Here is a 14,347-nt window from a genome sequence, read left to right as displayed (position 1 = left end):
AGCATAAACATGAAAAAAATAATGGGATTGCTTTTACTCACAGCTTCTATGGCGACACAAGCTGAACTTCAGATGCTCGACAATTCAGATTTACAGAAAATTGAAGGACAAGCTGGAGCCGATATTTCTTTAAAACTTGATCTAAACCAAGATGCTACTGGGCAATATGATCAGGCACTGTGTGGTGGTGCAAATGCACCATATTGTCGATTGGCATTGTCATTGAATAATCGTTATGTGACGAAACAAGCAGGTGATAGCGACACGGTTTGGAGCGCGCCAAATAGTAATTCAGGACGTAAACTTTGGTTAGTTTTGAAAGATATTCAAGGTTCTATCAATATTCAGAAGCTTGGATTGGATGGTGTTGATTTACTTTATGCAAAAAAAGGTTCAGCACAAGTTCAGATTTTAAAACCTGCAATTCAATTAAGTTTGACAGCATCAAAACCACTTATTATTAAAAATTTTGGTTTTAGCGCACTTTCGATTGAACAAGATCAATATCAAACCAGTTCAGATGGGTCGATTGCAGAAAGTAATCCGACTTCAGCAAGCCAATATGGTTATTTAAATAATTCAACCTATACCTCAACTGACTCTGTCTATGATGCTGGCAAGCAAAAAGGTTTTACAGGAATGATGATGAATGGGAATCTTGCTATAAACGGTCGAATGTTAATGTTTAGTTGCGATAGCACGCATCCTCGTTGCTAAGTAATAAAATGGAAGGAACCATAAAATGAAAAAAATAAATCATAAAAGTCCTTTTTTACTGAGCACTTTAATGGCGAGCATGTTGGTTTATATGCCTACTGCGCATGCTTTACAAGAAATGAATGACAATGATATGCGATCTATTGATGGTCAAGATGGCGTGACTGCCAAAGTTGATTATTCAAAAGTAGAAATTGATAAAGTCAGCTGGATTGATCAAACAGGAAGCTCAAGCAAAGCAGGTGAAGAAGCTGTTTATGCCAATTTAAACAATATTAAAATGACTCAAGGCTCAGGATCAAAGCCTTTAGGTACTACAGTAGACTTTGATGTATACAGTAATGACACCACTCATAAACCGGGTGTTCATTTGGCTGTAACGTCAACGATTGGAAAAGTCACGGCAGACAATGTTGCGATTTGCCAAACTGCAAGTTGTAGCAATAACGAAAAAAGTATGGGCGCTTTGACAGTTGAAGCCTATGACCCAATTACTTTTAACTTTTTGACAACCAATGGATTATTTAGTCAAGCAGACAAAGCCTATCTTGATTTTGGTGTGCGAGACATCAATTTAGGTTTAAGCCAAACAGATCAAAATGGTACAGTGAATACACTTGGCATGAGCCATTTTAACTTCAATTTTTCAGGATTGGGCTATATCACGATTGATCCCGCCAATGGTTTGACATTATCGACAGGTGCTGACGGTTTTGCTGATTTTACGCGTGATGCAAATACTGGACGACCAGGGATTAACTTAGAATTCAATGTCAATAATCATGGCATTATCCAAGCTGGAGCAAATGGTCGACTGGTGAATGCTAAAGTACAACTGGGTGGTACGACGAGCTCAGCAAACTTACTGGGAACAACTGGACCTACAGGTGCAGCAACGAACTCTATCGCGGGCTCAACCGGTATGCGCTTTGCATTGGCAGGTGAATTTACCAACAAATCTGATACCAATTTGAGTGCGGATCAGCAAGCTTCTTTTGATTTGGGTGGTGCAGGGACATTTGCCTACGGTTTACGCTTTAAAAATATTACTTCTTTGCAAACACGTTCTGGTATTACTGGTACAGAAACCCAAGATATTGCTTTAAATAAAAACCACGGTAGTTTGACCATGGATGAGGTCAATAATGGTGTGACAGGAGGTGTGTATTTTAACTTGGTCAATAGTCCAACAATTTTATTACCTGTAAATACTGCATTATCCAATACATTCTTGGGTAAAACTAATGGTACACCAATTGTCTTACCGAGTGATTATACGCAAGTGATTGCCGCGACAGCGATTCCAAGTGTTGTAGTTGCTGTTCGTGGTATGAACTTTAATGCAGTATCGAAAGAAGGACAATTTACCAACACGCCTGATGTGACCAGTCCAAACCGTGTTGTTGACTCAACCTCACAGAATTGGGGCTTAGGTTTACCGATTTATAATCTCAATGCCAATATTGCCTTATATGGAAAAACATCTGAAGGGAATACAGCAAATCCAGCGAAGGGTGACAACATCGTCACTAAAAATGGTACTGGTAGTACGATGATGGCACCGACGATCGCAGCGGTTTCAGGTTCGCAGCGCTTAGGGTTTAGTGCTGGGATTAGTACTCAAGGCGTGAGTGCAGATGGTTCAAAAACCACATCCATTATGTTGATTGATGGTGCGGATAATAATAACTATAGCGATAAGAGCATTCATACACCGAAAGATTATTATATTGGTTTAAGAAATATCAATATGCTACTCAATGGTAGTGGAAGCATCGGTTTTGAAGGTGGTAATATCAATGTCAGTATGCCTTCGATCAAAATGGTCATTGCAGCACAACTTGCAGCGGGCTATTTACCGGGTGCTCGCTATGGTACATGCCCTGCAAATAATGGTTGTTATGCGCCATCAAATAACTTTGCAACCAATTTTGATGTCTTGAGTGGAATCAAAGCCCGTTTGATGGGTGGGATTAACTTTGCACTTATTCCGCGTGCAGTTCTGACGAGTGATGCGGGTTTAGTTGATGGGGTAAATGCATTGAATGTGGTTGGGCAAATGGATTTAGATTCGACATTGCCAATGAACAACTCCTTGCAGCTTATCGATCCAGATGGTTCAACATTAGGATTGGATAATTTGTCAGGCTCGATCGCATTTGATAATAGTTTGATTGTTAATAAAAATAATGCAGGCTTTAACTATAGCTTCTTATTTAACCCACAACGAAATGCGACAGGTGTATTTAGAGCACGTGATATAAATTTATATCCTGGAACTGGAACACTTGATGCAACAGGTAATCCTGTGATTGGAAGTGCACAGCGCTTAGGCGAGTTGGCGATTACAGGTGGCCGTTTAAGTTCGCAAATGGCGATTACTCCACGTAATGGTGACTTCACTTTCTAACTGAGTAGATATTTTCAAGTCAAGTTTATATTTTTCCCAAGAGTCAAAAAAACCGCTTCATTTTGAAGCGGTTTTTCTTTGGATACTAGATGTAAATTAACAGTATGAAAATAAAAGCATTATACAGTTAAAATACTAAGCTTTGAGTTTAGCCAATAATTCATCTTTGCTTAGGTTTACAGATTCAGCATCAGTACGGCCTTTATATTCAAAAGTACCAGCATCCAAGCCTTTTTCACCGATCACAATACGATGTGGAATACCTGTCAATTCGATGTCAGAGAATTTAACCCCCGGACGTTCGTTACGATCATCGAGCAATACATCAAAACCTTGTGCTTGAAGTTCTGCATATAATTCTTCAGCAGCTTGCATGGTTTTTGGTGATTTGTGTGCATTCATTGGTACGATTGCCACTTCAAAAGGTGCAATCGCAGAAGGCCAAATAATCCCTTTATCATCAAAGTTTTGTTCGATAGCAGAAGCAACAACACGTGTAACCCCGATACCATAACAACCCATAGTCACGACTTGTGGTTTACCATCTTCACCGAGTACTTTACAGCCCAAAGCTTCTGAGTATTTTTGACCCAATTGGAAAATATGACCGACTTCGATACCGCGTTTGATTTGAAGTACGCCTTTACCATCTGGAGAAGGATCGCCGTCAACGACATTGCGAAGGTCTGCAACTTCTGTGAATTTTGCATCACGTTCCCAGTTAACACCTACAGCATGTTTTTCAGCTTCGTTTGCACCAGCAACAAAGTCAGAAAGTACCGATGCTGCACGATCAACAATCACGGTTAAGCCTTTTTCAACTAAACCTTGAGGACCGCAATAACCAGCAGTTAAGCCATTTTCCAAAAGCTGTGCTTCTGTTGCAAATGTCAGTGGAGATGCGATTTGTGCATGGTGTTCAGCTTTGATTTCATTGAGTTCATGATCACCACGAAGGAACAATGCAACTACAGGCACATGACCTTTTTCGTCTGCTACGCCTTGTACGAGTAAAGCTTTTACTGATTTTTTCGCATCAGATTTTAAAAACTCGCAAACTGCTTCAATGGTTTTGGCATTTGGTGTATCAACGATTTCAAATGCTTGTGTAGGCGCTGCACGTTCACCGACCAATACTGCTTCTGCTTTTTCAACGTTCGCAGCATAATCAGATTCGGTAGAAAATACGATATCGTCTTCACCACTTGATGCAAGTACGTGGAATTCATGTGAACCTGAACCACCAATTGAACCTGTATCCGCTTGTACTGGACGGAAATCCAAACCTAAACGTGTGAAAATACGGCAATAAGTGTCATACATCACATCATAAGTTTCTTGAAGAGATGCTTGGTCAATGTGGAAAGAATATGCATCTTTCATGATAAATTCACGTGAACGCATCACACCGAAACGTGGACGGATTTCATCACGGAATTTGGTTTGAATTTGATAAAAATTCATAGGAAGCTGTTTATAGCTTTTTAGCTCATTACGTGCCAAATCCGTGATCACTTCTTCGTGTGTAGGTCCAAGCACAAAAGGATTGTCATGGCGGTCTTTAAAACGTAAAAGTTCAGGACCATATTGGACATAACGACCTGATTCTTCCCAAAGACTTGCAGGTTGAGTCACGGGCATTAACACTTCGAGCGAACCTGCACGATTCATTTCTTCGCGTACAATCGCTTCAACTTTATTTAACACACGTACACCCATCGGCAACCAAGTGTATAAACCTGAAGCCAATTTACGAATCATCCCCGCACGTAACATGAGCTGATGAGAAATGACTTCAGCATCATTTGGGGTTTCTCTTAACGTTGCAAATAAAAAGCGACTCGCGCGCATGGAAACTGTCCTAATTTTTTAAGCATTAAAGGGGAGATTATACGATAAATTCTGAGCTGTTAACATTTCAAAGTGGATGCAATATCGTATAATTCAAATTTTATATTGGATAAGGTGTATAGATCAGATTTTGATTGAAAAATATTCAAGCACAGTTATGGTCTACACTATTCTTTGAACTTCATGCCTTGCCTGCTCAATATTGGTCATCAAGGTAATTCAGTTGTGAAATGTCACAGGCTCTAGTTTGCATAATTACAAGAAATTGTAATTAATGGCCAAGGATTATGCTTTTCGTCATTCATAGATGCATTGTTCATTTCAAGCGTTCGGTTATAGCCGGGCATTTTGCTGGTATAAATCGTATAACTTTTCATGTTTAGCTTGTTTAAATCAAAAGCTTCATTTAATTCAGTATCTGGCTGTGCATCAAGTTTTTTTGCCAAATCTTGAATTTCTTTGAGTGAATTTTTACTTGGTACGCCTAGAAAAAAAGTCAGAGACCATATGCCATTCGCATTGACTGAATGGGTAGAAAAATACTGGCTTGAAACACCGAAAATACTGATTTGTTTGTCTAATTTATAGTAAGTATCAGAGTCAGGCCAATCTAATTTTTTAAAATCATCCTCTGTCATTTTCACGCTATGTGCTTTTAAAAATTTGAGCACTGACTCTGCAGTTTGTTTCGTTTCCTTACAAGCAAAAGTATCTTGAATCTGTTGCGTTGTCGGATTTGCAAAAAGAGATGATGAATAAATGAAGAATAGGCTGAGTGTTGAGATTTTTATAAAATTCATATAGATGCTGACCTAGTTTAATGTATTATTTTTTAATGAAACTGCGTGATTATTGGCAAATTTACACTGTATTTATTCTGCGTAAATCTTGTTCATTGTGTTGAGAAACTAGCATTTAGTTTGAACAAGATCAACAATTATTGTTGCTGGGGAATAGCTCCGATTTAGGAAGAAATTTTTCTAAACTGTCGCATCATGAAGTTTTTAAAATCATCTAAATAAGTAAAGATGACGGGCACAACGACTAAGGTCAGTAGGGTGGACGTGATAACGCCACCAATCACGGCATGTGCCATCGGAGCACTTTGTTCACCGCCTTCACCTAGACCGAGAGCCAAAGGAACCATTCCCATGACCATCGCACAAGTGGTCATTAGAATCGGACGCAGTCGGGTTGTTCCTGCTTGAATAATCGCATCATAACGATCAACACCACGCTCCATTGCCTTTTTAATAAAATCAATCAGTAAAATGGCATTTTTGGTGACCAAGCCCATGAGCATGATTATCCCGATAATCGAAAATAGATTCATGGTACTTTTAAACAAAAATAAAGCCAAAAATACCCCAATCAAAGATAGAGGCAAAGACATCATGATCGCTGCAGGATGGATGAAGCTATTAAACTGTGAACCTAAAACGATATAAATAAACACGATAGATAAGGTAATTGCAGTCAGTGCATAGCCCGCAGACTCCGCCATGTCTTTGTTTGCGCCTTGAGTATTAAAGCTATAACCAGCAGGCAGTTTAAAATCAGATTGTAATTTTTGAATATCTTGTCCAATATCACCTGTTGGACGGCCTGAGGTATTGGCTTGAATCAATATTTCACGTGATAAATCACGTCGATTGATCTGTGAAGCGCCCATGGTTTCTTGCATGGTCGTTACTGTTGACAGTGGAATCAGTGCATTTTGCCCATTTGCGTCGACTTTATTAGAGTTGACATAGAGATTTTGAATATCACTCGGCAAAGCTCGTTTATCTTCAGTCAGACGTAAATTGACATCATAAGTTTCGCCACGATTATCCTGCCAAGTGGTGACATTATCACCCGCCAAAAGTGGACGTAGGACATTGGCAATTTGAGCAACCGATAGTCCCAGATCATTGGCCAAGAGCCGATTGACATAGATCGAAAGTGTTGGCTTGGGTGCTTTTAATGAGCTTTCGAGGTCGACGATACCATCAATTTTTCGCATTTTTTGCATAAACTGATCTGAAATACGCTGCAACTCATCCAAATCTTGTCCTTTGATCGAAATCATGATGGGTTTCTGTCCACCAGAAACAACTTCATCAGCTGAAGCTACAGACGTGACATGGATCCCCGCAACTGATTTTAAACGTTGACGAAATTCATTATTTAAATCATTTAAAGTTTGGCTACGTTGCTGACGTGGTGTGAGCTCTACTCTTAAAGAAACGTGATTTTTACCTTTATTTGTCGTGGCATTGATCACCCCATAAGTCGAAAGCACTTGTGGGTTTTGACGAATGATCTGATCGACTTGCTTGAGTTTGGCTGAAGTATATTCAAGCGAGGCATCCACTGGCGTTTCAAATTTAATGCGAATAGAGCCTTTGTCAGGAACAGGTACAAATTCAGTACCGATCATTTTTGATAATGCCAAAGCACCAAATAATGAAGCAATCGCAATCACAATCGTGAAAATTCTAAAACGTAAAGCCAGTTTTAAAAGTTTGGCATAGACATAATTGAGTCGATCTAATTGATCTGAAATCCAATTAAAAAAACGCTTCAGCCGAGATGGCTTTTTATTTGGATTGGGTTTTTCTGCCCAATGTGCAGACAACATTGGATCTAAGGTAAAGCTGACAAACATGGAAATTAGCACAGCAGTACTGACAGTTACACCAAACTGGAAGAAAAAGCGCCCGATAATGCCGCCCATAAATGCTACAGGTAAAAATACCGCCACAATCGTAAGCGTGGTTGCAAGTACCGCCAAACCAATTTCTTTGGTCCCTTCTAAGGCTGCCGTAACATGGTCTTGCCCCATTTCAGTATGTCTGACGATATTTTCACGGACCACGATGGCATCATCGATCAACAGACCTATACATAAGGAAAGGGCGAGTAGGGTCATCATATTGATGCTAAAACCGAAAGCCCAAATGAAGGTAAGCGTACCGAGTAGGGCGATAGGTAAGGTTAGACCAGTGATCACTGTAGAACGAAATGAACCTAAGAATAACAGGACGATTACCACTGCAAGCGCTGCGCCTTCGATGATCGTTCGGGCAACATCTTTGATCGTGCCACGAATGGATTTTGAGCTATCCACAACCACTTTTAGGTTGGTTCCAGTAGGAAGTTGTTGTTTGATTTGATCTAAAACTTTATAAGTTCCGTCAACGACTTGGATGACATTTGAATCAGAGCTCCGCAAAATATCCACGGAAACAGCGGCTTTACCATTGATATATGCGCCCGTTTCTAGCTCAGCTTGACTGTCTTGTATATCTGCGATTTGCTTTAATAAAATAGGTGAACCATTTTTGTTGGCAACAACTAAGTCACCAAAAGAATGCGGATTTAAAACTTTAGATTGAATTTCAACGACCAATTCTGAGGTTTCTTGATTGAGTGAACCACTCGGGACTTGGACATTTTCATTTTTTAAAGTGTTAATGACTTGGTCTACACCAATGCCATAGCTTTGTAGCTTGATCGGATCAACCACGATACGAACTTGCCGTTTTGCATCACCAAGTAAATTGACAGAACCGACTCCAGAAACTGTCCTGAGCTGTGGCACTAAGCGTTGATCTATATAAGTACTCAACTCTTGCAAGTTCATTTTGTCCGATTCAAAAACGATCGACATGATCGGGCTTGCGGTAGGGTCATATCGTTCAACAACAGGTTTGTCTATTTCATCACGGAAATTTGCACTCACCGATGAGATTTTATCTCGAACATCTTGCGCTGCCGTGGCTGAGGCGACGTCCAAATTAAACTGAGCCACGATCATCGACAAACCTTCGCTGGACTCAGATGTAATCTGCTTCAGTCCTGAGATGGTATTGATTTGATCTTCCAGTTTTTTGGTCACTTCCGACTCTACCGCTTCAGGAGATGCACCCGGATACTGGGTATAGATAATAACAAATGGAAAATCTACATCTGGAAACTCTTCGACACCCATACGTTGCCAAGATGCAAGTCCAAGCACCATTAAGCACAACATCATCATGATGGTGAAAACAGGATATTTGACACTGATTCGAGTTAGCCACATAGCAAATATCCTTAATTTTTGGCAATCGAAACTGGTTTATTGATGTCATCGTGACTCAAATCAGTTTTAATGATCAAATCACCCTGATTTAAACCTTGTACTACCGCAACATTATCATTTAAACGTTGTTGTAAAATTTGCACAAAAATTTGTTGAACTTTATTGTTTCTGACCACCCAGACATAAGGTTTATTTTTAAAATCTCGAACAGAATCAAGCGGAATCATTTGCCCATTTATTCGACTAGATCCAATGATATTTCCATCAATAAATGCACCAATACTAAGAGAATTGATCGCTTGATTTGGGGTTGCAAAAAACTCAATCTGACGACTGACTTGGTCTGCTATTGGGGAAATACGAGATAAGGTTGCTTTATATGTTTCAGCGCTACCTTGAATGTTAAATTCGATTTGATGACCAATTTGAAGCGCCGTCTGCTGATCTACAGGTAATTTGGCTTGGATTTCTAAATGATGAGGATCGACTATTTCGAAAATGCTTTGACCAGCAGCAACGGTTTGCCCTACATCGACTTGACGTTTGGTGATCACCCCAGAAATAGGACTACGGATGACACCGTCTTGATCTGCCTTGAGCGCGATATCGACATTGGCTTGTTGAGCTTTGACATTTTCTAGTTGTCCTTGATAATCAACCTGACTTTGCTCATATTCTACTTTTGAGATAAAACCTTGATCATATAAGCGTTTTTTTCTATTTACCATGTTGCGGGCTTGATTGGCTTGTGCTTCAGCAGAGGCTTTATTGGCACGACTTTGAGCAAGCCGAGAAGCATTATCCTGATTGTTTAATCGGACTAAAATCTGTCCTTTTTCAACGGATTGACCCACTTGAACATAGACTTGACTGGCAGTTGCCGTGACTTGAGTTTGGATACTACTTTGATTGATCGCTCGAATCGTCCCTGTAAATGCAGTTTTTTGACTGACATCTCCTTGTTTTATCTCAACAATATCTTGCTGAATCAGTTCTACAGGATGATTTTTTTGTTCAATGACAGGTTGTTGATCTTGTTTTTTGCAGGCAAATAAACTGAGAGAAATACACAACAGTGTGATTTTAAATGGATTTGCTTTAAAAAATACATTTTGTTGCGCTCTCGGCATAAAAATTCCTGCGAATCAAATTTTTGATTTATTTGACAAAATCTTACCTGATTCAATGGCTTTGAAACAATATAGAATTGTTGCGGATTGGCTACTTTCTACATTGATCTGTGTAAGTCAATAAATTCAATTAGTTATGTCCACAATAAAACATAAATAAACATATAAAAATAGCATGCTTAAGTCGAAGAGCTTGCTTTAGCAATTTGTGAAAATGGATTTTAATGAAGAAATTTTTTTTATATATAAGTAAAATGCTATAAAATATTTTTTTGATTTTTAAATAATATTAATTATTGGTTTAATATTAATGTTATCTTTCATGTGAAAAAATAATAATTAAAAATTTTATTTTATTAAAATATTATTCTAATTTTTAATCATTACTTAAATTATTGATTTTAATTGTTATATAATATTTTTTTGTTGGTTTTTTAATGGTTTTTATTAATATGGAGAATTGTTGGTTTTTATGTTTAAATAATGTGTTTAATATCAATAAAAACCTATTTGAAAGCTATGTTGTATATGTGATAAAAATGCATGTATTAAAAAATAATATAATTAACTGTGTTGTTGAGTGATGTATTGGGGGGAAGATGGATAATATTTTTGATAAATTAAAAGTTATGGTAATTGATGATTCAAAAACCATCCGTAGAACTGCTGAAACTTTGTTACAGAGGGAGGGGTGTGAGGTTACAACGGCTGTGGACGGTTTTGAAGCATTGGCAAAAATTGCTGAAATAAACCCAGATATTATTTTTATTGATATTATGATGCCACGCCTTGATGGTTATCAAACGTGTGCACTTATAAAAAATTCACAAACTTATCAAAATATTCCAGTCATAATGCTCTCTAGCAAAGATGGATTATTTGATCAGGCAAAAGGTCGAGTAGTCGGTTCGGACGAATATTTGACGAAGCCGTTTAGTAAAGATGAATTACTCGGTGCTATACGTCATCATATTCGAGTTTAAATTACATGGAGAGCGCAATGTCACGTATTCTCATTGTCGATGATTCACCAACTGAAATGTTCCGTTTTAAAGAAATTTTAGCCAAACATGGCTTTGATGTACTTGAAGCAAATAATGGTGCGGATGGGGTAACGATCGCACAAGCAGAGCAACCAGATTTGATTTTAATGGATGTGGTGATGCCTGGTGTTAATGGTTTTCAGGCGACAAGACAGATTACGCGCGGCGACAAGACCAAACATATTCCTGTCGTGATTGTGAGCACCAAAGATCAAGATATTGATCGGGTTTGGGGCAAACGACAAGGCGCGACGGATTATTTAACTAAACCTATTGAAGAGATGTTATTGATCGATGTGATCAAACAAAATCTCGATACGGAATAATCTATGTCAACGAAAGGATTTATCGAATTACTTCGATTATCTAAGCGCGGCAATAAAAGTCAGCTTCATCAAAAGAATGAAGCTCATCGCTGGTCTGGCGTTGCTTTTGAAATTATGGGGCAATATTTTATTGCACCACTAGGGGAAGTTTCAGAAGTTATTTATCCACCTCAATATACTGCTGTTCCAAAGGTCAATAATTGGTTGAATGGAATAGCAAATATTCGTGGAAAATTACTCACTTTAACTGATTTGAGTCATTTTATTACGGGTCAACAGAGTACTTTTCATTCCACGCAAAAAGTCATTTGCATTCAGCATGCTGAGCAATATATTGGGGTGACCGTGGATCGAGTACTGGGGATCCAACATTTTAATAAAAAAAGTTATTTTTCTGAAAATAACGATTTAGATCAAATGCTAAAACAATATTGCGCGGGTTATTTCAAACATCATCAGCAAGTTTGGAATATCTTTATGTTTAGTCGTTTGTTAAATGATCAAGCATATATGAAAGGGGTTTAAGTGCTTGGATTTGGGGATAAAGCATTTAGATTTTAGTTTTAAGAGTTGTGGTTGAGTTAGAAATTTTAGAACCTGTTTTGGGTTTTGATTGATGATTTTTTAAAAATATTTAGGTCTTGCCTAATGATCTAAAATGATAAGTCATTATATTTTAACAAAATAATTTGCGCTAATAAAAATGAGCGTTTGGGGGAGCATGGTTATGGGCATGATGAAAGATAAAACAGATGTGAATGTGGCACAAAACAAAGGTCGAAAAGGTCAGTTTTTTCCGCTTTTAGAACAAAATACTGATTCTCGAAGATATATCAAAATCGCGATGATCAGCTTAGTTATCGCACTGATTTCATTGTTATATCTATTCTATAGCGTGCCTCGATACAATGCTTTGAACCAAAGCTTAGCCAATCTAAAATTGTTATCACAAACGATTTCACGTCAAGCGACTGATGCCACAAGCTCGGGTTCTGTTGAGGCGATGAATGAATTGACTAAATCTAAAGATCAATTTGCTGACCATTTGCAAGTTTTAAATGGAAGTTATGCAAATCATCAGGACTTTAAAACTGCAAGTCAAAAATGGAAAACTCTATCCAAAGATCTTTCAGTGATTTCATCCAAACAACCTGTGTTAAATCAACTTTTTGATACAAATCAAGCCATTTCAGAATCAATCCCGAAAGTTCAGGCGGATTATAATCAAATGGTGGAGTTGATGAAGTTTTTAAATCTATCAACGAATCAGATTATTATTGCAAAAAATCAAGTTTTTTTGGCAGAACGTTCTGCACGTGCGATCGAAAGCTTATTGAATGGCTCTGAACAGTCAAAAGTGACAGCGAAAGATTTTGCAGTTGATACTGAAACATTTGGTATATACCTAAATGCACAGTTGAATGGTAGCAAGAAACTGGGTATCGAGCGTATCGAAGATCCGCAATTACGTGATGCTTTGATGAGAGTTCGTAGTCATTATGAGCGTGTGCTTAAGCCTGCATCTGCTTTGGTGACAAAAAATGCAGCAGAGATATCACAAGTAAAAACAGCAACAGGTGAGATCACAAATTTATCGAAAGATTTGTTGAATAGTTTAAGTAAAATCACAGTTCATAGTGGTTTACATACAATATTCCCAGCCTTGCTTTTAGTTTTTGCTCTGGCATTTTTTGTATTCAATATTTTCCGTATTTTCATGTTGCAAAATCAAATGGACGAGGTCCGTGTCACACGTTTACAGACTGAATATGACCGCAATCAAAACGCAATTTTAAGACTTTTAGATGAAATTGCGGATTTAGCTGATGGTGATTTACGTGCTTATGCAACGGTATCAGAAGATTTTACTGGAGCGATCGCAGACTCAATCAACTTTGCAATTGAACAATTGAGAGAGCTTGTTTCAAAGATCAATGAAACTTCACAGGAAATTGCGCGTTATTCTCAGGGTACTCAAGACATTACCAATCAGTTGGCTGATGCATCAGAGCATCAAGCCCAAGAAATTGCCGGTGCCTCGATTGCCATTAATGAAATCGTTCAGTCGATTGATCATGTCTCGACTAACGCAACAGAGTCGGCAGAGGTAGCACAAAAGTCAGTTGAAATTGCTGCGAATGGCGCTGATGTTGTAAATCGTTCAATTGATGGGATGAATGTGATCCGTGAACAGATTCAAGAAACAGCAAAACGAATTAAACGTTTAGGTGAATCTTCACAAGAAATTGGAAATATTGTTGCATTAATTAATGATATTGCAGACCAAACTAATATCTTGGCTCTGAATGCTGCAATTCAGGCATCCATGGCAGGGGATGCTGGTCGAGGTTTTGCGGTTGTTGCAGATGAGGTTCAACGTTTGGCTGAACGATCTACTTCTGCAACTAAACAGATTGAAACATTAGTAAAAACTATTCAAGCCGATACCATTGAAGCTGTGACCTCTATGGAACATACCACTTCGGAGGTTGTACGCGGTGCAAACCTTGCCAAAGATGCGGGTGTTGCTTTGGATGAGATTCAAAATGTATCCAATGACTTGGCAAAATTGATTGCTAATATTTCTGACTCGGCAAAATTACAATCAGCTTCTGCGGGTCATATTGCACATACCATGAATGTCGTCCAAGAAATTACAGCTCAAACTACAGGGGCGACCTTTGATACAGCACGATCTGTAGCAGAATTGGCCAATATGGCGGATACCTTACGTCAATCTGTATCTGACTTTAAATTGCCAGAACAAGCATAAAATGGCGTGTAGATGATGTTTTGGGGAG

10 protein-coding genes are annotated in these 14,347 nt (G+C 38.4%); 6 read left to right on the top strand and 4 right to left on the bottom strand.

The window, feature by feature from the left end; translation table 11 throughout:
• The first annotated feature begins 9 nt into the window (after positions 1–9).
• Both F960_RS02900 and F960_RS02895 read left to right on the top strand, forming a co-directional pair.
• Positions 10–717, top strand: a complete 708-nt coding sequence (locus F960_RS02900; protein WP_004857262.1) for a DUF6160 family protein — start codon at positions 10–12, stop codon at positions 715–717.
• Between the two features lie 25 nt (positions 718–742).
• A complete protein-coding gene (locus F960_RS02895; protein ID WP_004857261.1) occupies positions 743–3,127 on the top strand; it encodes a DUF6160 family protein in 2,385 nt (794 codons plus the stop codon).
• Positions 3,128–3,262: 135 nt separating this feature from the next.
• On the opposite strand, the gene F960_RS02890 is transcribed toward F960_RS02895, so the two are convergent.
• The 4 genes from F960_RS02890 to F960_RS02875 form a co-directional block, all read right to left on the bottom strand.
• Complete coding sequence (locus F960_RS02890; RefSeq protein ID WP_004857258.1) at positions 3,263–4,978, bottom strand: proline--tRNA ligase; 1,716 nt, start codon at positions 4,976–4,978, stop codon at positions 3,263–3,265.
• Positions 4,979–5,220: 242 nt separating this feature from the next.
• Positions 5,221–5,778 carry a hypothetical protein gene (locus F960_RS02885; RefSeq protein ID WP_004857256.1) on the bottom strand — a complete coding sequence of 186 codons (558 nt, stop codon included), beginning with the start codon at positions 5,776–5,778 and terminating at the stop codon, positions 5,221–5,223.
• Positions 5,779–5,942: 164 nt separating this feature from the next.
• Complete coding sequence (locus F960_RS02880) at positions 5,943–9,047, bottom strand: efflux RND transporter permease subunit (RefSeq protein ID WP_004857255.1); 3,105 nt, start codon at positions 9,045–9,047, stop codon at positions 5,943–5,945.
• An 11-nt stretch (positions 9,048–9,058) separates the two neighbouring features.
• Positions 9,059–10,177, bottom strand: a complete 1,119-nt coding sequence (locus F960_RS02875; protein ID WP_004857253.1) for an efflux RND transporter periplasmic adaptor subunit — start codon at positions 10,175–10,177, stop codon at positions 9,059–9,061.
• A gap of 599 nt (positions 10,178–10,776) precedes the next feature.
• Between F960_RS02875 and pilG the strand changes: the two genes are divergently transcribed.
• The 4 genes from pilG (at position 10,777) to F960_RS02855 (ending at position 14,319) form a co-directional block, all read left to right on the top strand.
• Positions 10,777–11,160: a twitching motility response regulator PilG gene (gene pilG, locus F960_RS02870; protein ID WP_004857252.1), complete on the top strand. Its 384-nt coding sequence runs from the start codon at positions 10,777–10,779 to the stop codon at positions 11,158–11,160.
• 17 nt (positions 11,161–11,177) lie between these two features.
• A complete protein-coding gene (locus tag F960_RS02865; protein ID WP_004857249.1) occupies positions 11,178–11,546 on the top strand; it encodes a response regulator in 369 nt (122 codons plus the stop codon).
• A gap of 3 nt (positions 11,547–11,549) precedes the next feature.
• A complete protein-coding gene (locus F960_RS02860; RefSeq protein WP_004857246.1) occupies positions 11,550–12,071 on the top strand; it encodes a chemotaxis protein CheW in 522 nt (173 codons plus the stop codon).
• 202 nt (positions 12,072–12,273) lie between these two features.
• Positions 12,274–14,319 (top strand): methyl-accepting chemotaxis protein, encoded by a 2,046-nt coding sequence (locus F960_RS02855; protein WP_004857243.1) that lies wholly within the window; start codon positions 12,274–12,276, stop codon positions 14,317–14,319.
• Positions 14,320–14,347: the final 28 nt, after the last annotated feature.

It is taken from the genome of Acinetobacter gerneri DSM 14967 = CIP 107464 = MTCC 9824, assembly GCF_000368565.1.
GTDB classification, from domain to species: domain Bacteria; phylum Pseudomonadota; class Gammaproteobacteria; order Pseudomonadales; family Moraxellaceae; genus Acinetobacter; species Acinetobacter gerneri.
This window is presented reverse-complemented; position numbering and strand designations above follow the sequence as displayed.

Excerpts from the sequence above, each read along its gene's own strand:
- F960_RS02880 (WP_004857255.1), bottom strand. The coding sequence starts at position 9,047 with ATGTGGCTAACTCGAATCAGTGTCAAATATCCTGTTTTCACCATCATG.
- F960_RS02860 (WP_004857246.1), top strand. The coding sequence starts at position 11,550 with ATGTCAACGAAAGGATTTATCGAATTACTTCGATTATCTAAGCGCGGC.
- F960_RS02875 (WP_004857253.1), bottom strand. The coding sequence starts at position 10,177 with ATGCCGAGAGCGCAACAAAATGTATTTTTTAAAGCAAATCCATTTAAA.
- F960_RS02865 (WP_004857249.1), top strand. The coding sequence starts at position 11,178 with ATGTCACGTATTCTCATTGTCGATGATTCACCAACTGAAATGTTCCGT.
- F960_RS02890 (WP_004857258.1), bottom strand. The coding sequence starts at position 4,978 with ATGCGCGCGAGTCGCTTTTTATTTGCAACGTTAAGAGAAACCCCAAAT.
- pilG (WP_004857252.1), top strand. The coding sequence starts at position 10,777 with ATGGATAATATTTTTGATAAATTAAAAGTTATGGTAATTGATGATTCA.
- F960_RS02885 (WP_004857256.1), bottom strand. The coding sequence starts at position 5,778 with ATGAATTTTATAAAAATCTCAACACTCAGCCTATTCTTCATTTATTCA.
- F960_RS02895 (WP_004857261.1), top strand. The coding sequence starts at position 743 with ATGAAAAAAATAAATCATAAAAGTCCTTTTTTACTGAGCACTTTAATG.
- F960_RS02900 (WP_004857262.1), top strand. The coding sequence starts at position 10 with ATGAAAAAAATAATGGGATTGCTTTTACTCACAGCTTCTATGGCGACA.
- F960_RS02855 (WP_004857243.1), top strand. The coding sequence starts at position 12,274 with ATGGGCATGATGAAAGATAAAACAGATGTGAATGTGGCACAAAACAAA.